The organism is Providencia sp. PROV208, from assembly GCF_028479465.1.
GTDB lineage: Bacteria > Pseudomonadota > Gammaproteobacteria > Enterobacterales > Enterobacteriaceae > Providencia > Providencia alcalifaciens.
Genome location: NZ_JAMPNS010000017.1, coordinates 143,923 through 163,125, shown reverse-complemented (window position 1 = coordinate 163,125; position 19,203 = coordinate 143,923). Strand labels below are relative to the sequence as shown.

The window sequence follows — 19,203 nt, the reverse complement described above, 5'->3', positions numbered from 1 at the left end:
CAATGACTGCACCATCCATTACAACACCAAAGAAAAGCGCCTTAATGCTTTTTTTTCTGTTTTTACTTATTTATCTTCTTCCTGGAATTTATGGCCATAGCCCATGGAAACAGGACGAAAACTACAGTTTTGGTATCATCCAAACCATGTATGAAACCGGAAATTGGCTTGTTCCGACCAATGCTGGTGAACCATTCATGGAAAAACCACCATTATATTATTGGACCGCTACCGTTTTTTCTCATCTGCTTTCAGGTGTTATGCCACTGTATGATGCAGCACGCAGTGCCAGCCTATTTTTTTCTATTATTAACTTTTCCTTTTTTGTTTTATTAGCACGTCGTTTTTTTAAATCTGAACATTTTGCAGATGCCCGTATTTGGACAGCATTTGCATTGTATGTTTGTGCTCCGGGGGTATTACGTCATACCCATGAAATGTTTACTGATGTTTCGTTAATGACGGGAGCGACAATTGGTTTATATGGCTTATTAGGGCTGATTCAACAGCAAAAAATTACCGCATCTGCCTGCTGGCTTGCCCTTGGGACAATCATCACTACGCTTTCTAAAGGGATATTTATTCCTGGCGTTTTATGGATCAGCCTATTACTCGCGCCTGTATTTATCACACAATGCCGTATTAAACTATTTTGGCTACCTACTCTATTGGCGGGGGTTGTTGCTCTCATCGCAATTTTACCTTGGCCAATCATGCTGTATGTACAGCATCCAGAACTGTTTGTTACTTGGTTTTGGGAAAATAATATTGGTCGTTTCCTTGGATTCTCCGTTGAAAAACTCGGCGCAAAAGCGAACTTTACGCGAATTCCTTCTGCCATTGTGTTCTTTGCCCTACCCGCGGGACTACTTGCAACCGCCTATTTCCTACGCCACCCACTGAAACGCCTTCGCGATCGTAATGAATATTTACTCGTCATTTTCCCTGTATTGGGTGTGACGTTCTTGCAAATGTCTGCCAGTGGTCGCGCACTCTATTTACTGCCTTTCATTGCTCCGATGGCGATTTTAGCAGTACATACTTTGGGCTGGTTTTCCGATAAAGCCTTAAACGTATTTGCACGTTTCTCGGCACTATTTTGGTCGGGACTCATTCTCTTTTTGTGGATCTGTTACGTGATTGTGCTTATGGGGCACCAAGCACAATGGTTACCTGTATTTGGGCGCTGGCTTCCTCTTGATTATCATCTGGAATTTTCAATTTTTTCATTGATTTCGGGTATGTTTATTACCTGTTTTTGGTTCTTTCGTCATCGCTTAATCTCTTCTTCCAATACAGCGTTCCTCGCCATGAGAAATTGGTCACTCGGTATGGTGAGTGTCTGGAGCATTATCCTGACGCTGTTTGTTGGTTGGATTGATTACTCGAAAGGCTACGAAGGTGTATTCGTGGATCTTCGTCACCACTTGGAAGGACAATTCGCCCCCAATGACTGTATGGCATCTCAAGGTCTTGGGGAGTCGGAAACACCTATGCTCTATTATTACACGGGTATTTTGCACCAAAGGCAGATGCACTTTGAAAAACCGCAACACTGCCGCTGGCTTATTGTCTATTCCAAAGAAGTAAACCCTGCACCTGAAGGCATGGAATTCTTTTGGTCGAATCACCGCCCTGATGAATTCCACGAAAATTTAGTGGTTTACCGCGCGACCGAATAAAAAAATCCCCGAGCTAAAAACTCGGGGATTTTTTTCATCTGTTGAAATGAGTAGATTCTATTGCGCTTGCTGCTGAATTGCCTGTGCACCGTATTTTTCACGGGTAAACCATAAAAATAATCCGGCAATCCCAATCAGCAAAATAGGTAAACCAGAAGGTGAAATCGCAGTTGCAGCCCCCGCTAATAACGGACCTGAAAGATTACCAATTCCCCATAACATAGCTGCTGCGGCATTCGCAATAATGAGCTCATTACCCCTGAAATATTGCTCTATTTGCACCAATGCAATGGTATAAATTGCTCCCGCCGTTGCGCCTAGCACAAACAGTAGTACCCAAATAAAGTAAGTATGCGTAATCCAGAAGGGCAACAATATGCTCGCCCCTAGCGTGACAACACCACAAATGCGATACAATTTTTCGCGATTCATATGGTCAGCAAGCCAGCCAAAAGGCAATTGCATGATGGCATCCCCTGCCAGAATCGCACTGATCATCATCGCAGCAACTGCTTCTGTATGCCCCATTCCCATGCCATAAATTGGGAACATAGATAGAATCGTGCCATCAAAAAAAGCAAAAAATAAAATGCCAGCGCAGATTCCGGGGGCGACTTTCACAAACTGCGTGATCGAAAAATGAGATTCAGAGGCTGTTTCGGTTAGCTTATCCCCGATTTTCTGATCCATCACTAGGAATAAAGCAACTGAAATTAAGTGAATTAGCGTACAAATGAATAGTGGCGATTTATCTTCCACGCCATAGTAAGCAATAAAAGAGGGACCTAATAGCTGGCTGACAGTAAACACGGTCGTGTAAATCGCTAATATACGCCCACGTTTGTTTTCCGGAGATAGCTCATTGATCCATGTCTCTCCTAAGCAAATCATCACTCCGCTGGCTAACCCCGTAATCAACCGTAGCGGAAACAGTAACCATAACGGTAGTGAACTCAATAAAGGTAATAAACTGATAGCGGAAATAATCGTAGCGATAAGCATCGCTTTGCGCTTACCACTCCACCGCACAATACGCTGTACCACTGGCGCGATTAAAAACATTCCCAACGCGGGCGCGGCAGAAATAATGCCAATATACAATTCCCCGACACCAAAATTATTCAGTCTCAGCGCCACCATAGGGATACTGAGACCAATCACAATACCGATAACAGCAATGCTGGTTGTAATCGTAAAAATAGCAAAAGAGGCAGAACGTCGAAAATGTTGGAAACGCTGATTGTCAGGGCTCATTTTTGTATTAATCCGCTAAATTAGAATCATCCAGCGGATATAAACTCCAAAATATTATTATTTAATTGAAATAAAAAGCTGTTGTATGTTTATCTATCAGAATAATGCAAATAAATTATACCACGAATTTAATCAACAAAATAAGACACTCAAAAATAAGAAATATTATATTTACAACAATGCATTAAAAATTTATCTTTCCATTTATCATCTACCAGCAAAATATTATTTTCATAATATCGAATTTCTGACATTTCATATTTAAGATGTTAGAATTGGCAGCAGAAATTAGAGTTCATGGAAGCTAGATGTAGGAAAGTAATATCATGGAAAATAAAATAAATATAAAAATTGGTCAGAAAGTTCGTTTATTGCGCCAAGCGAGAAATTTGTCTCTCAGTGAGCTATCGCACTTATCGGGCATTTCTAAAGCCGCCCTCTCTAAGCTTGAATCGGGAGATTCGAACCCGCGTATCGACACTTTAGAATCCATAGCTGCCGCACTGCGTTTTCCTCTCAGTGATTTATTTACACGCCAAAATGAATCCTATCCCTATTTAGTAAAATCGACACCACTCGAAGGCGACTATTTAGAACAATTTAAATTCCGCATTAGCATGGGAAATGTGTCTGAGATCTGGCAGCTAAGTATGAAGAGAGGCGCGATTATTAACAGTCCCGCCCACATGGTGGGTACCCATGAGCATATTATGGTGCACTCAGGTTCCTTAATGCTGCGATTGGACGATGAACATAGTGTGGTACTTGACGCTGGGGATTTTTATGCCTTCAGCGGAGATTTCCCTCACGCTTATTTATGTATTGAAGGGGATGTCCATGCCACTGTCGTGATGACCTATGCTCATTTAAGTGATGGCGTTTAATTTATCAGCCTACCATCCCTGTAGGCCAATCATGCTCATTAAGAATTACTGCACATAATCCTGCATAATTTCAAATACGCGAAGGTCATCGCTAAAACGCACTTCACGGACATCTTCTAGCTTTTCAACTTGGTTAACCATTTGAGATAAGCGTTCATCTTTCTGAACTAATAACCAGATTCTACTTTCGTCCTTATCTTTAATTGGCATACACAAAATGCCATCCACGTTAAATGCTCGACGAGCAAACAACCCACAAATATGTGACATGACGCCCGGATGGTTGCGAACAATTAATTCTAAGGCGATTGGATGATGTTCAAATACCATAATTACGCTCCGATCATATCAATATTAGCGGCACCAGGAGGAACCATTGGATATACCTTCTGATTCACATCAATCAAGGCATGAATTAAGCACGGTCCTTTAGTGTTCATAATCGCTTCCAGCGCCATTTCAGGATCGGCCTCATTATTCAAATCACACGTTTGGAAACCAAACCCAGAAGCAATCTTAATAAAATCCGTCTGATAAGGATAAGCTGCAGCAAATATCCGATTTTCAAAAAACAGATCTTGCTGCTGATACACCATTCCCAATGCTTGGTTATTCATTAAAATAATTTTAATGTTTAACTGATGCTCGGCAGCAGTGGCTAATTCCTGAATATTCATCATCAAGCTACCATCGCCAGAAAAACACACGATAGTTTTATCTGGGTGAGCTAAGGCAGCACCAATGGCGGCTGGTAATCCAAAGCCCATCGTACCCAAACCACCTGACGTCAACCATTGGCGAGGGCGCGATAATGGGTAAACTTGTGCAGCCCACATCTGATGCTGCCCCACATCTGTTGTTACAATCGCCTCTTCACCCGCAGCTCTTGCCGTCGCTAAGACTAAACCATAGTGATCTAACGGATCATCCGCATTCGCTAAATTCAGCGGATAATGAGTTTTCAGATCATTAACTTGCTGCACCCATTCTTGGCGATCATTACGCTCAACTAATGGCAGCAGTAATTCTAAGATTTGCCCTGCATCCGCATGAATCGCAATATCAGGACGCTTAATTTTACTGATTTCAGCTTTATCGATATCCACATGAATAATTTTGGCATTTGGACAAAACTTTTCTGCTTTACCAATAGCACGATCGTCAAAACGTGCACCAATAACAATCAGCAAATCAGACTCTTCCATTACCATATTAGTACTACGCGCCGCATGCATACCCAACATACCCAAATACAGCGGATGGCGCATTGGAATGGTTCCTAATGCCATCAACGTCATCGTGGTTGGTAACGAGGCTTTTTCTGCAAATGCGATAGCCGTCGCAGTCGAGTCTGAGCTAATCACCCCACCACCAAAATAAAGCACTGGTCGCTTAGCTCGGTTGATCATCTCCGCCGCTTGGATCACTTTCTCCATATCGAAGCTTGGTGTTTTATCCTTCGGTAAAACCTCTGGCAAGGTCTCTAATTCAATGGTTGCTGTTTGAACATCTTTCGGAATATCAATCCAAACAGGTCCCGGACGCCCTGATTCAGCGATGCGAAAGGCTTCACAGATAACCCGAGGCAACTCTTCGATACTCCGCACCAAATAATTATGCTTAGTAATCGGAATTGAAATACCGTAAGTGTCCACTTCCTGAAATGCATCAGTACCAATCATAGAGGAAGGCACCTGCGCAGTGATGCAAACCAATGGAATAGAGTCCAGTTTGGCATCCGCAATGGCAGTGACTAAGTTCGTAGCACCGGGACCACTTGAAGAAATACAGACCGCGGCTTTACCTGTGCTACGTGCGATTCCTTGCGCAATGAAGCCAGCGCCTTGCTCATGGCGCGCCAGTATGTGACGAATTTTTTTGCTCTGTCCCAGTGCATCGTAGAATGGCAATGCCGCCCCGCCCGGAATTCCAGAAACAAGAGTAATTCCATGTTCTTCCAACAAATGGACGATTAATTCTGCGCCTGTAAAACAGGTTTTTTGTGGTGATGTTGTGCCCGACTCGCTCATAATTTTTTATTCCTTCACTAGCCTGCGGATCCGAGTTTTAGGTCATAAAAAAACCCCGCTCGGTTTGCGCCGGCGGGGTTTCTAAATCGCGTGATTTGTTCCCGTTACGGCGCTAAGCCCACGACCACCACCACACGCACGACTACCGCGGCTAGTGGCGCGGTAAGTAGTAGGTTTGAACGGTTAGCAGTCATTTTCACGGGGTTTTCCTGTAATTTAATTCTGTCTAGTTAAAGTCTGTCTGATTTTTCGTTATTGTGTTTGCTGCATTTAAGAAACCATAAAATCCTAACCTTCACAACCCTTTTTTTCGTTTTTCTTGGTTGCGGATTTCAAATGAGAGACGCATCACAAAATATTGTTGTGTTGTAATAACTTGAATTAAGTTTTCCATAAAAAAATAAAGCCCTTAAATTTAAGGGCTTTATTTAATGACTTGAATTTTCTAATAGAAAAATTAGAACGGGATATCGTCATCAAAATCCATTGGTGGTTCATTCGATTGTGGTGCTGGTGAACGCGCTGGTGCTGCGCCGCCGCCACTGAACTGTTGCGCTGCTTGTGGCTGTTGTGGTTGACCCCAACTGCCTTGTCCGCCGCTTTGACCTTGTGATGGTGCATCACCACCGCGACCACCCAACATTTGCATTGAACCGCCGATATTCACCACAACTTCGGTGCTGTAACGATCTTGACCACTTTGGTCTTGCCATTTACGCGTTTGCAGTGAACCTTCAATATAAACTTGTGAACCTTTTTTCAGATATTCGCCGGCAACTTCCGCTAATTTGCCGAAAATAACAACACGGTGCCATTCTGTTTTTTCACGCATTTCACCGGTTTGCTTGTCACGCCAACTTTCAGAAGTTGCCAGAGTCAGGTTAGCGACAGCTCCGCCGTTAGGCATATAACGGATTTCTGGATCTTGTCCTAAGTTACCGATAAGAATTACTTTATTTACGCCTCTGCTGGCCATTTGTTACTCCTGATGCATTGAATTTTTAATCTCTGGACTGACCGTGAAGTTTAACACGACCTATCTGTATTGCACCATAAATTGAGATTGCTTGATGAGAAGTTGCGAAGCACTTTCCAAATTTAAGTGAAATCTGCATTACTGGTTTTTAGTATAGACGCTAATTATTCACACTACAGATAAGTTGTCATCTTCACCCTCTGGAATGAAATATAAAGAGCACATATACTGTATATCCATTCAGCAAATTTTGTGCAATACTAACTTGTTCGTTAATACTTGCTCTTTCGTTTATTCGTACTGCCAAGTTTATTTTTGTTCACTATCAATTCATTCGGGAAGTGGTAAATGGAGAATATCGAAGTCCGCGGCGCTCGCACGCATAACCTAAAAAACATCAATCTCATCATCCCCCGAGACAAGCTGATAGTTATTACGGGGCTATCTGGCTCAGGGAAGTCATCCCTTGCCTTTGATACCCTCTATGCCGAAGGTCAGCGTCGTTATGTTGAGTCTCTATCCGCTTATGCTCGTCAGTTCTTATCCTTAATGGAAAAGCCAGATGTCGACCATATTGAAGGGCTATCCCCCGCTATCTCCATTGAACAAAAATCGACTTCTCATAACCCGCGTTCAACTGTCGGGACAATTACTGAAATTCATGATTATCTGCGTTTACTGTTTGCCCGCGTTGGTGAACCTCGCTGCCCTGATCATAATATTCCGCTAGCCGCGCAAACTGTCAGCCAAATGGTGGATAACGTTCTCGCACAACCCACTGACAGTAGAATGATGCTGCTTGCCCCTGTGGTAAAAGAGCGTAAAGGTGAGCATGTTAAGTTACTCGATAACTTGGCGAGTCAAGGCTATATCCGCGCCCGTATTGATGGTGAAGTTTGTGACTTATCCGATCCACCAAAGCTTGAATTACAGAAAAAACATACCATTGAAGTAGTCGTTGACCGCTTCAAAGTGCGTGAGGATATTGCTCAGCGACTTGCTGAATCCTTTGAAACTGCACTAGAACTTTCGGGTGGTACTGCAGTTGTCGCCGATATGGACGACCCGAAAGCCGAAGAACTCGTGTTCTCCGCCAATTTTGCATGCTCGGTGTGTGGCTATAGCATGATGGAGTTAGAGCCACGCCTGTTCTCTTTCAATAATCCAGCCGGGGCTTGCCCAAGTTGTGACGGTTTAGGGGTTCAGCAGTTCTTTGACCCTGAGCGTGTGCTTCAAAATACAGAAATCTCTCTCGCGGGCGGTGCAATTCGCGGTTGGGATCGTCGTAATTTCTATTATTTTCAAATGCTCATGTCATTAGGTGAGCACTACAAATTTGATGTTGAAGCGCCTTATGAGTCACTCAGTCCAGCCATTCAAAAAGTGATTTTATATGGCTCAGGCAAAGAGAGCATTGAGTTTAAATACCGTAACGATCGTGGCGATATCACTGTACGTCACCATCCATTCGAAGGCGTTCTTAACAATATGGAGCGCCGCTATAAAGAAACAGAATCTACTGCGGTGCGCGAGGAATTGGCTAAATACATTAGCAATCGCCCTTGTGTAACTTGTGGCGGAACCCGCCTACGTAAAGAAGCCCGTTTTGTGTTTGTAGAAAATACAACACTGCCAGAAATTGCTGACTACAGCATTGGTCATGCGATGGAATTTTTCCAAAACTTAAAACTCAGCGGGCAGCGAGCTCAAATCGCTGAAAAAGTACTGAAAGAAATCAGCGATCGTCTAAGGTTCTTAGTTAACGTGGGTCTGAATTATTTAACGCTTTCCCGTTCCGCAGAGACGTTATCCGGTGGCGAAGCTCAGCGTATTCGTTTGGCTAGCCAAATTGGTGCGGGTCTGGTTGGTGTCATGTATGTGTTAGATGAACCGTCAATCGGATTACATCAACGGGATAATGACCGCTTACTCGAAACGCTGGTTCACCTGCGTAATCTCGGCAATACCGTGATTGTAGTTGAGCATGACGAAGATGCGATTCGTGCCGCTGACCATGTGATTGATATTGGACCCGGTGCGGGGGTTCATGGTGGGCAAATCGTAGCACAAGGTACACTGGACGATATTGTTTCTAATCCAGAATCTCTAACAGGTAAATTCTTGAGTGGAGAACGCCGAATTGAGATCCCACAAGCTCGCGTTCCTTTTAATAAAGATAAAGTGCTCACCGTCGTTGGCGCAACGGGTAACAACCTGAAGAATGTCACCTTAACGATTCCCGTTGGCTTATTTACGTGTATTACAGGGGTTTCAGGCTCAGGAAAGTCAACGCTGATTAATGATACGTTATTTCCAATTGCGCAGCGCCAATTGAATGGTGCAACGGTGATTAACCCTGCACCTTATGCTCATGTCGAAGGTTTAGAGCATTTCGATAAAGTTATCGACATCGACCAGAGCCCTATTGGACGAACGCCTCGTTCAAACCCTGCAACTTACACAGGGATATTTACGCCGATCCGCGAGCTATTCGCTGGCGTACCAGAATCACGTACTCGTGGCTATAACCCAGGGCGTTTTAGCTTTAACGTGAAAGGTGGGCGCTGTGAGGCTTGCCAAGGCGATGGCGTGATTAAAGTTGAAATGCATTTCTTGCCGGATGTGTATGTGCCGTGTGACCAATGTAAAGGCAAACGCTATAACCGCGAAACCTTAGAAATTAAATATAAAGGTAAAAGTATCCATGAAGTGCTGGATATGACCATCGAAGAGTCTCGTGAGTTCTTTGATGCTGTTCCTGCTCTGGCTCGTAAGCTACAAACACTGATGGATGTTGGCTTGTCATATATTCGTTTAGGTCAATCCGCCACCACATTATCAGGCGGTGAAGCTCAACGCGTGAAATTAGCTCGCGAGTTATCTAAACGAGGAACAGGGCAAACCATCTATATCTTGGATGAACCAACCACAGGACTGCATTTTGCCGATATTCAACAGCTGTTAGTCGTCCTGCATCAGTTACGAGACCAAGGTAATACCATCGTGGTTATCGAGCATAACTTAGATGTCATCAAAACGGCAGACTGGATTGTTGATTTAGGACCGGAAGGTGGTAGTGGAGGCGGTGAGATTTTAATTTCTGGAACCCCAGAGGAAGTTGCTGAATGTGAAAAATCCCATACAGCACGCTTTTTAAAACCTATCCTAGCTCGTGGATACTAAATAAGTCTGAATACAAAAAGGGGAACACACTGTTCCCCTTTTTAATGCTTAAATAACAATTTGTTATTAGCTCACAGCCGCAAATGCTTCCACAATGCGTTTCACATTATGGCGATTCACACCAGCCATACACACACGACCAGTTCCAACCAAGTAAACCGCAAATTCGTCTTTCAAGCGATCAACTTGCTGTTGAGAGAACCCCGTGTAACTAAACATACCGCGCTGTTTTAATAAATGGTCGAAGTTTTTGTTTGGCAGAGCTTTTTTCAGCTCATCCACGAGTACAGTTCGCATCTCAAGAATACGCAGACGCATCTCTTCGACTTCTTCCAACCATTTCGCTTTTTGCTGGCTATCAGTGAGTACCGCAGCCACAATCTTTGCACCATTAGACGGTGGGCTTGAATACAGGCGACGAACACCCGCTTTCAGCTGACCTAACACACGGTCACGCTCATCTTTATCCTTACAGATAACGGATAAACCGCCCGCACGTTCTCCATAGATACCAAAGATTTTGGAGAATGAGTTGCTTACAAAGACAGGTAAGCCCGCTTTAACCATTGCGCGAATGGCGTAAGCATCTTCATTGATCCCTTCAGCAAAACCTTGATACGCGATGTCTAAGAATGGAATCAATTTGTGTTCAAGTGCCACTTTTGTCACTTCATCCCATTGAGCTGGTGTTAAATCGGAGCCCGTTGGGTTATGGCAGCATGGGTGCATTAAGATAATGCTGTTTTCTGGTAACTTTTTGAAAGTTTCCAGCATTTCATCAAACTTAACCCCTTTGGTCTTTTCATCAAAGTAAGGGTAGTAATGAACTTTTGTACCTGCACCAGAAAAAATAGAAGCGTGGTTTTCCCATGTCGGGTTACTGCACCAAACTTCAGAATTTGGGAAATAATGGTGTAAAAAATCTGCGCCAATTTTCAGGGCACCGGAGCCACCGATGGTTTGTACGGTTGCAATACGCTCTTGTGCAATCAGTGGGCAATCTGCACCAAATACCAATTTTTGTAATTCAGTACGGTAATCTTTCAAACCTTCCATTGGCAGATATAACGATGCACTTGCTGGAAGTTTGCTCAGAGCAGCTTTCGCTGTGCCGACGGTTTCCAGCTCAGGGGTTTTCCCTTCTGCATCATAATAAAGACCAATACTCAGGTTAATTTTGCCTTCACGAGTATCTTTATTAAATTCATCCATCAGCGATAAGATTGGATCGCCCGGATAAGCATCAACATGTTGGTACACAGGATATCTCCCACTTGTAGGTTTTCTTTATTGCTTTTGTCTAGTGAAAATAACCCTTTAAAACCTATTCGTCTACATATTCCATTGCGACTCTAGAGGTTAATTTCGTTAGAAGTTCATAGTTAATAATGCCTGTTTGTGTGGCAATTTCTTCTACTGGCAGAGCATTTCCCCAGAGAATGACATCATCCCCCACTTTATCGGTGGCATCTGGACCTAAATCCACGACGGTCATGTCCATGGAAATTCGCCCAATAATTGGCACTTTTCGTCCATTTACAAGCACTGGTGTCCCCGATGGTACGTTACGTGGATAACCATCTCCGTAGCCAATTGCGACCACGCCAAGGCGGGTATTACGTTCACTGCACCATGTTTCACCATAACCAACACACTGCCCTGCCGAGTGTTCTCTGACTGCAATCAAAGTGGACTTTAGCGTCATCACTGGCAATAAACCGAAGCTAGCTGCACTTTTGCCTTCTTGCGGGGAGGCGCCATACATCATGATACCCGGACGAACCCAGTCATAATGAGCCTCAGGCCATAACAGAATCCCTGCGGAAGCAGCGATAGATTTCTCACCGGGCTTGTCAGAAACAAACTGTTGGAAACATTCGATTTGTTTCTGAGTTGTGGGAAGCTCAGGCGCATCAGCCTGACAGAAATGACTAACAATATTGATAGGTAAGTCAACGTTGCTACAGCTTTGTAGACGCTGGTAAAAACTCTCTGCATGTTGAGGAAGAATACCAAGGCGGTGCATACCAGTATCGAGTTTCATCCAGACTTTAATTTTTTTAGCGAGCTGTGCACTTTCCAGCATTTCCAGTTGTTCAACGCAGTGGATCACCGTATCGATGTTATATTCCACCATCAACTGCAAATCAGATTGCTCAAAGAAACCCTCTAATAAAACAATCGGTTTTGTCACGCCTTGATGTCTAAGAAGCAAAGCTTCATTTAAACGTGCAACACCAAATCCGTCGACGCTCCCTTGAATTTCTGTGCCAACCCCAATTAATCCATGACCATAAGCGTTTGCTTTAACAACTGCAATCAGACGGCTATTCGGCGCCAATTCTCTAACCCGTTGCAAGTTGTGTCGCAGAGCGCGGCGGTTTATTAATGCTGTTGCCGCTTTCATTTCTTCCTCTTAATTATTCATTTTAAAATTTAACTTATTTAATCTTTAATCTTCTATACGTATAAGCTCTAAATAGTTTGAACTGTAGCAAGGCGGTAAACGAACCTATCCCTAGGAGCATACACAAGTATGTGACTAGGGTTGCTGAGAGCAACCAACACAGCTACAGCTCAAAATATGACGAGCTTACCAACCTCTAAATAATTCGCACTGTGGCTAGGCGGCAAGACAAGCTAAGCCTGGGGAACATACATAAGTATGTGACTCAGGTTAGCGAACGCAACCAACAACGCCACAGAGTGAAGTATGACGAGGTTAGGTTATTCGTCGTCGTAGGCCGGTCCCGCATAATTATCAAACCGCGACCACTGCCCATTAAACGTCAATCTTACCGTCCCGATAGGACCATTACGCTGTTTACCTAAAATAATTTCAGCAACCCCTTTGAGGTCGCTGTTGTCATGATAGACCTCGTCACGATAGATAAACATAATTAAGTCAGCATCTTGCTCGATGGAGCCGGATTCACGTAAGTCGGAGTTCACTGGGCGTTTATCCGCACGTTGCTCCAAACTACGGTTTAGCTGAGAAAGCGCGACAACAGGTACATTCAATTCTTTAGCTAATGCTTTGAGAGAGCGAGAAATTTCTGCAATTTCTAACGTTCGGTTATCCGACAAAGCAGGCACACGCATTAACTGTAGGTAATCGATCATGATCAGACTTAATCCACCATGTTCACGGTAGATTCGCCGTGCGCGAGAACGTACTTCCGTTGGTGTGAGTCCCGAAGAGTCATCGATATACATATTACGTTTTTCCATCAATATGCCCATGGTGCTCGAGATGCGTGCCCAATCTTCATCATCAAGCTGCCCTGTACGAATACGAGTTTGGTCGACACGGGAAAGTGACGCTAACATACGCATCATGATCTGGTTACCTGGCATCTCTAAGCTGAAGATAAGAACTGGCTTTTCTTCGGTCATTGCCGCATTTTCACACAAGTTCATCGCAAATGTGGTTTTACCCATTGATGGACGTGCAGCAACAATAATTAAGTCAGAACCTTGTAACCCCGCGGTTTTCTTGTCTAAATCTTGGTAACCAGTAGAAACCCCGGTCACCCCGTCGTGAGGTTGCTGATAGAGCTGTTCGATTTTTTCAACCGTTTCCGACAAGATTGCTTCAATCCCTTTTGGACCTTCATCTTTATTCGCTCGCGATTCCGCAATTTGGAAAACTTTGGACTCTGCGAAATCTAATAAATCTTCACTACTACGCCCTTGAGGATCATACCCCGCGTCCGCGATGTCATTAGCGACAGAAATCATATCGCGTACAATTGCACGTTCACGGACGATATCCGCATAAGCATTGATGTTCGCCGCACTTGGGGTGTTTTTTGATAATTCGGCTAAGTATGCAAAGCCCCCCACACTGTCCAATTCACCCTGTTGCTCAAGGGATTCTGACAATGTGATCAAGTCAATCGGCTTGCCCTGCTCCAGCAGGATTTGCATTTGCCCGAAGATAGTACGGTGAGGGCGGCTAAAAAAATCGGCTGAAGTGACACGCTCTGATACGGTGTCCCAACGTTCGTTGTCCAACATCAGTCCCCCCAATACAGACTGTTCCGCTTCGATAGAGTGCGGTGGAAGTTTTAATCCTTCCATTTGCTGATCGCGCGGTGGGTTTGTCTTGTAATCTGAGGAGGGTTTTTTAGCCATACTTGAAATATCCACGTCTATAATTAACCAACAGTTAGTATACGCCAATCTGAGGTGTCATGTGGCGTCTTTCTTGTTATCTATACAAGATATTATTACAGCCGCTATCTTAACGCAGCGCACAAACCGATAATTCTTCTTATTAAAGCATCGCGTTATGATGGCGCTATTGATACTGTTAATAAAAACAAACTCACCTATTGGAGATGATCATGGCAAAACGTATTGAATTTTCGCAACATGGTGGTCCTGAAGTTCTCAATTTTGTTGACTATTCCCCGAACGCTCCTGCGGAAAATGAAATTCAAATTGAAAACCGCGCAATTGGCATCAACTTTATTGATACTTACGTTCGTAGTGGGCTATACCCAGTTGCAAGCTTGCCATGTGGGCTTGGCACTGAAGCTGCTGGCATCGTCGTTAAAACTGGCTCTCAAGTAACCGGTTTCAAACCGGGTGACCGCGTCGTTTATGCTCAAGGTCCATTAGGCGCTTATAGCGAAGTGCATAATGTTCCCGAAAGTGCGGTTGCACATCTCCCAGATGGCATCACGTTTGAGCAAGCCGCGGCCTGCTCATTGAAAGGAATGACTGTTTATTACCTGCTAAACCAAACCTACCAAATTCAAAAAGATGAAATTTTCTTATTCCATGCTGCCGCTGGCGGCGTGGGCTTAATCGCCTGCCAATGGGCAAAAGCGTTAGGCGCAAAAATGATTGGTACCGTTGGCTCAGACGAGAAAGCGCAGCGTGCGAAAGCTGCAGGCGCATGGGAGGTGATCAACTACCAAACCGAAAATATTGCTGAGCGTGTGAAAGAAATTACACAGGGTGAAAAAGTCAATGTAGTGTATGACTCCGTAGGTCAGGCAACTTGGCTAGCCTCTTTAGACTCACTGAAACGTCGGGGCTTAATGGTAAGCTTTGGTAATGCCTCAGGTGCCGTGACGGGTGTTAATTTAGGGATCTTAAATCAAAAAGGTTCCCTGTATGTAACCCGCCCATCACTTGGCGGTTATGTCACTAACAGAGAAGAGTTAAACCAAGCAAGTAAAGCTCTGTTTGATATGATTTTAAGTGGCAAACTCAATGTGGATGTTCCTTCATCACAAATTTTTGCGCTGAAAGATGTGCAAAAAGCACACCAAACACTGGAACAACGCAAAACCCAAGGCTCTAGTCTGCTAATTCCTTAATCAATAAAAAAGCGCCAGTCTGCAATAACTGGCGCTTTTAAATGCCTGATAATTTCAATTTTAACTAATAGTGTCCTTTATGAGCCTGCTGATCTTTATAGATTTGCTGGTTCTCTTTAATGGTGTTGTACACTGTTCCCTCATAAGGATCCTGCTTTGGTGGTTCCCGCATTTGTCCACCTGAACTTGAGCACCCAGCAACCAGCAGTAGCAACGAAGCTGTCATTAATCTTTTCATCCGCATCTTCCTATTGATTAAATGAATTTAATCATAACATGCAGATAATATTATTCGGTCAGCATCAATAAAAATCAAAATTCCATTTAAGTAATATTTACTCGCCACGCGTCACAAATGCGAGGGCTTGTTCAACCACAGAGAGATCTGCGCCTTGTTTATGAGCATTTTCACTTAAATGACGACGCCACTGGCGAGCCCCTGGAATACCTTGGAAAATCCCTAACATATGGCGAGTCATGTGCCCTAAATAAGCGCCTTTAGAGAGCTCATTTTCGATATACGGATACATACTGCGCACCGCCGCAACGCTATCAACAATAAGCATATTTTCATCAAACAATTGATTATCTACTGCGGTTAAAATAGACGGATTTTGATACGCTTCGCGCCCAACCATTACACCATCCAAATATTTTAAATGCTCTTTAGCTTCTTCAAGGGTCTTAATTCCGCCATTTATCGCCATCGTTAAATGAGGAAAATCACGCTTTAATTGATATACCCGCGGGTAATCTAATGGTGGAATTTCACGGTTTTCTTTCGGGCTTAAACCTGATAACCACGCTTTACGTGCATGGATAATAAACATCTCACAGTCACCTTTTGTAGAGACTGTATCGATAAATTCACATAAGAATTCGTAACTATCTTGCTCATCAATCCCAATACGCGTTTTCACCGTAACAGGGATAGAAACCACATCACGCATCGCTTTTACACAGTCTGCCACCAGCTGAGCATCCGCCATCAAGCACGCGCCAAAACGACCATTCTGTACGCGATCTGATGGGCAACCGACGTTTAGGTTAATTTCATCGTAACCGCGTTCTTCGGCAAGTTTGGCACATTGAGCGAGTGCGAGGGGGTCACTGCCCCCCAATTGTAAAGAGACAGGATGCTCTTCTTCACTGTAAGCTAGGTAATCACCTTTGCCATAAATAATCGCACCTGTTGTCACCATTTCCGTATACAACAACGTATTTTTCGTTAATAAGCGATGGAAGTAACGGCAATGACGGTCGGTCCAATCGAGCATTGGCGCAACCGAAAAACGGTTAAGGTTTTTGTAACCACCAATTGTTGATGGTGTATTTTGTTCTATCGTTTGATTTTGTTGCATGTTGGTCTTTTGGCATTGATATCGAATTTAAGGCTTATGCTGTTGTGAAATAGCAAAAGAAAGCCGCATTTTAACAGCTGGCTTTCTTTTGTCATAATAAACTGTGCGGATCATTTTCGAGGAATTAAGCAACTTTCTGGGATTTTTGTTTTAATAATGATCTATCGATATTCAACTCATTAAAAAGCAAGAAGAAGTTGGCTGGATTTCAACCTCATGGGCTCATGGTAAATACTTTATAAAATGCAATGCCTGTGCCAACAATAATCCCAATAAACCATTTTAAATTAGCGGATTGCATATCCTTAATCTGGTTAAGAACTGATTGTTCTGATCTCAAAATAGACTGAACTAATATATTATATTTATCATCTATCTTTTCTTGCAAAGCATCGCATCGAATATCCATTCTTGCTTGCAAAGCACTACACCGTTCATCCATTTTTTCTTGCAAAGCACTACATCTCTCATCCATCCTTGTTTGCAAAGCATCACATCGCTCATCCATTTTTGTTTGTAAGGCATTACACCGTTCATCCATCTTCTCTTGCAAAGAGTTGCATCGCTCATCCATTTTTATTTGTAAAGCATCTATTTTTTCTTGCAACACACCACACCTATCATCCATTCTTGCCAAAGCAGAATCATGCTTATCATCCAGTTTTTCCTTCAGAATTTCATGATTGCTATCTACTTTGTTCGTGATATTCGTTATGTGATTTTCTAGTGTGACTTTGAGGGTATTGTAAGCCCCCATCCCTTGGATAACCCATTGCAGTTGTGCGCTCTCAGGTAATGCCTTTTCCGGTTGTTGACCTTCGTACATGTAAGGTTCCTTATGCGTTTCATGAAAAAATAGAAAATATGTACGTTCCAATACTTTCTTATTTTCTGAATATAACGCATATAGAAAAACACTTTTTCTGAATAAAAATTAGCAAGCTAATCATTTAGCTAACAAGAATAAACAGACTGGAACCTGACGCCCTTTTTATCAACAATAAAAAAGGCGCTTCTGGTTTATATTTTTTGGAGGGAAACTTGACCGAAAGTCATAAAAATCAGTGTGCTGCCTGCAACGCCGCGATAAACACCTTGCTGCTCATTCAACTCACATGCCAGTGCCGCCAACTGCCATGCATCATACTCTTCGATATCGCTCACACGGGAAGTCAGCAAGCTATTATCTTGCCGTTCACCGTAAGCTTTAACCACAATTGCATCTCGCATTAATGACTCTTCAATGGAGCTATTAGCCCAGCCCCACATCCAACTACCCACATTTTGGTCATATGTCCCGATAATTTGCACTGGTGCAGTGGCCATCACATTATCTGGCGCATGAAAAATAATGGTGCCTTCATCTTGATCCACCGACCAACTGGCTTCGTCCAGTTTCCAATTATCACAATGGAACTGGTTTTTCAGTTGCAGGGAATTCATGCTGCGTTCGATTAATGACTCGTAAGGCATCTGTTCTAATTCACTATTCATGTTAAATACAATCCCATTAACCAATATTTTTCAGTGCGTCGATGACCATTTGCCAAAACTTGTCGCGGTCTAATTTTACCGCTACCTGCGTGTGGCAATCCGCTGGGGCTGGATGGCGAAAATCTGCCACAGTCATTCCAAGCGTGAGTGTTCCCGTCAATTCAATATCCACAGGGACTTTCTGCGTGGTCATGACGGAAGGGTCAATAACATAGGCAACCGCGCAAGGATCATGCACTGGCGGCGCATCAAAACCTTGTGCCTGTTTGTACATTTTCCCAAAGAAATCCAATAATTCGACAACAAACTGCGAACATTGCGTATCAATTTGAGCGATTTTTGCGACCACATCTTCAGTTGCCAATGCTTGATGAGTTAAATCTAATCCAACCATCGTCAGAGGCCATTTCTCATTGAAAACAATGTGTGCTGCCTCAGGGTCAATCTTGATATTAAACTCAGCTACTGGGCTCCAGTTTCCTACATGGTAACCGCCTCCCATCAGCACGACCTCTTTCACTCGTTCAACTATCCGTGGCTCCAATCTTGCTGCTAAAGCGATATTGGTTAACGCACCGGTGGGAACCAGCGTAATGGTTTTTGGCGGGTGGGACATAATGGTATCAATGATCAGATTCACTCCGTGACGCCCATCTAATGACAGCGTTGGCGTCGGTAACTCTGGGCCATCTAATCCAGAGTCTCCGTGAATATCCGGTGCAACTTCCACTTCTCGCACTAAGGGACGTGCGGAGCCTGCCGCAAAAGGAATGCCGCGAATATTCGCCATTTCAGCGATTGCGAGTGCGTTTCGGGTGACTTTTTCAAGGGTTTGGTTGCCTGCAACCGTGGTGACGGCGAGTAAATCGATGTCTGGATTACCGTAAGCCAGTAGCATAGCGATAGCATCGTCATGCCCAGGGTCACAGTCGAGAATAATCTTTTTCGTCATAGGGTTGCCTTATCGTCAATCGGGATCCACATTTGCGGATCCCAATTTAACTAT

General features: G+C 43.6%; 17 protein-coding genes. 4 read left to right on the top strand and 13 right to left on the bottom strand.

The window, feature by feature from the left end; all coding sequences use genetic code 11:
- The first annotated feature begins 2 nt into the window (after window positions 1-2).
- Entirely contained in the window at window positions 3-1,682 is a 1,680-nt protein-coding gene (locus tag PR766_RS14345) for an ArnT family glycosyltransferase (RefSeq protein WP_080626402.1), read from the top strand.
- Window positions 1,683-1,739: 57 nt separating this feature from the next.
- Here PR766_RS14345 and PR766_RS14340 read toward each other — a convergent pair whose 3' ends face one another.
- Window positions 1,740-2,936: an MFS transporter gene (locus tag PR766_RS14340; protein ID WP_154635939.1), complete on the bottom strand. Its 1,197-nt coding sequence runs from the start codon at window positions 2,934-2,936 to the stop codon at window positions 1,740-1,742.
- A 326-nt stretch (window positions 2,937-3,262) separates the two neighbouring features.
- Between PR766_RS14340 and PR766_RS14335 the strand changes: the two genes are divergently transcribed.
- Window positions 3,263-3,820 (top strand): helix-turn-helix domain-containing protein, encoded by a 558-nt coding sequence (locus PR766_RS14335; protein WP_006658315.1) that lies wholly within the window; start codon window positions 3,263-3,265, stop codon window positions 3,818-3,820.
- Between the two features lie 45 nt (window positions 3,821-3,865).
- Here PR766_RS14335 and ilvN read toward each other — a convergent pair whose 3' ends face one another.
- From ilvN to PR766_RS14315, 4 genes are all read right to left on the bottom strand, one after another.
- Window positions 3,866-4,150 carry an acetolactate synthase small subunit gene (gene ilvN / locus PR766_RS14330; RefSeq protein WP_006658314.1) on the bottom strand — a complete coding sequence of 95 codons (285 nt, stop codon included), beginning with the start codon at window positions 4,148-4,150 and terminating at the stop codon, window positions 3,866-3,868.
- 2 nt (window positions 4,151-4,152) lie between these two features.
- Window positions 4,153-5,850 carry an acetolactate synthase large subunit gene (ilvB, locus tag PR766_RS14325; RefSeq protein ID WP_036974022.1) on the bottom strand — a complete coding sequence of 566 codons (1,698 nt, stop codon included), beginning with the start codon at window positions 5,848-5,850 and terminating at the stop codon, window positions 4,153-4,155.
- 104 nt (window positions 5,851-5,954) lie between these two features.
- The gene (gene ivbL, locus PR766_RS14320) at window positions 5,955-6,044 is read right to left on the bottom strand and encodes an ilvB operon leader peptide IvbL (RefSeq protein ID WP_108479355.1); all 90 of its coding nucleotides are present in this window, start codon (window positions 6,042-6,044) and stop codon (window positions 5,955-5,957) included.
- A gap of 263 nt (window positions 6,045-6,307) precedes the next feature.
- Window positions 6,308-6,826: a single-stranded DNA-binding protein gene (locus PR766_RS14315; RefSeq protein ID WP_006658311.1), complete on the bottom strand. Its 519-nt coding sequence runs from the start codon at window positions 6,824-6,826 to the stop codon at window positions 6,308-6,310.
- 348 nt (window positions 6,827-7,174) lie between these two features.
- On the opposite strand from PR766_RS14315, the gene uvrA reads away from it, so the two are divergent.
- Complete coding sequence (gene uvrA / locus PR766_RS14310) at window positions 7,175-10,009, top strand: excinuclease ABC subunit UvrA (RefSeq protein WP_006658310.1); 2,835 nt, start codon at window positions 7,175-7,177, stop codon at window positions 10,007-10,009.
- A gap of 66 nt (window positions 10,010-10,075) precedes the next feature.
- Here uvrA and PR766_RS14305 read toward each other — a convergent pair whose 3' ends face one another.
- From PR766_RS14305 to dnaB, 3 genes are all read right to left on the bottom strand, one after another.
- Window positions 10,076-11,269 (bottom strand): amino acid aminotransferase, encoded by a 1,194-nt coding sequence (locus tag PR766_RS14305; protein ID WP_006663296.1) that lies wholly within the window; start codon window positions 11,267-11,269, stop codon window positions 10,076-10,078.
- 64 nt (window positions 11,270-11,333) lie between these two features.
- Entirely contained in the window at window positions 11,334-12,416 is a 1,083-nt protein-coding gene (gene alr / locus PR766_RS14300; RefSeq protein ID WP_036959786.1) for an alanine racemase, read from the bottom strand.
- Between the two features lie 320 nt (window positions 12,417-12,736).
- Window positions 12,737-14,146 carry a replicative DNA helicase gene (dnaB, locus tag PR766_RS14295; protein ID WP_006658307.1) on the bottom strand — a complete coding sequence of 470 codons (1,410 nt, stop codon included), beginning with the start codon at window positions 14,144-14,146 and terminating at the stop codon, window positions 12,737-12,739.
- Between the two features lie 212 nt (window positions 14,147-14,358).
- Between dnaB and PR766_RS14290 the strand changes: the two genes are divergently transcribed.
- Window positions 14,359-15,342 (top strand): quinone oxidoreductase, encoded by a 984-nt coding sequence (locus PR766_RS14290; protein WP_006663298.1) that lies wholly within the window; start codon window positions 14,359-14,361, stop codon window positions 15,340-15,342.
- Between the two features lie 64 nt (window positions 15,343-15,406).
- On the opposite strand, the gene PR766_RS14285 is transcribed toward PR766_RS14290, so the two are convergent.
- The 5 genes from PR766_RS14285 to uriH form a co-directional block, all read right to left on the bottom strand.
- Window positions 15,407-15,580 (bottom strand): hypothetical protein, encoded by a 174-nt coding sequence (locus PR766_RS14285; protein WP_006663299.1) that lies wholly within the window; start codon window positions 15,578-15,580, stop codon window positions 15,407-15,409.
- Between the two features lie 97 nt (window positions 15,581-15,677).
- The gene (dusA, locus tag PR766_RS14280) at window positions 15,678-16,703 is read right to left on the bottom strand and encodes a tRNA dihydrouridine(20/20a) synthase DusA (RefSeq protein WP_154635938.1); all 1,026 of its coding nucleotides are present in this window, start codon (window positions 16,701-16,703) and stop codon (window positions 15,678-15,680) included.
- Window positions 16,704-16,917: 214 nt separating this feature from the next.
- Entirely contained in the window at window positions 16,918-17,529 is a 612-nt protein-coding gene (locus tag PR766_RS14275) for a hypothetical protein (protein WP_036959789.1), read from the bottom strand.
- 194 nt (window positions 17,530-17,723) lie between these two features.
- On the bottom strand, window positions 17,724-18,197 hold the full coding sequence (locus PR766_RS14270) for a DUF6882 domain-containing protein (RefSeq protein WP_036968553.1): 474 nt from the start codon (window positions 18,195-18,197) through the stop codon (window positions 17,724-17,726).
- Window positions 18,198-18,213: 16 nt separating this feature from the next.
- Window positions 18,214-19,149: a uridine-preferring nucleoside hydrolase UriH gene (gene uriH / locus PR766_RS14265; protein ID WP_006663302.1), complete on the bottom strand. Its 936-nt coding sequence runs from the start codon at window positions 19,147-19,149 to the stop codon at window positions 18,214-18,216.
- Between the last annotated feature and the right edge of the window lie 54 nt (window positions 19,150-19,203).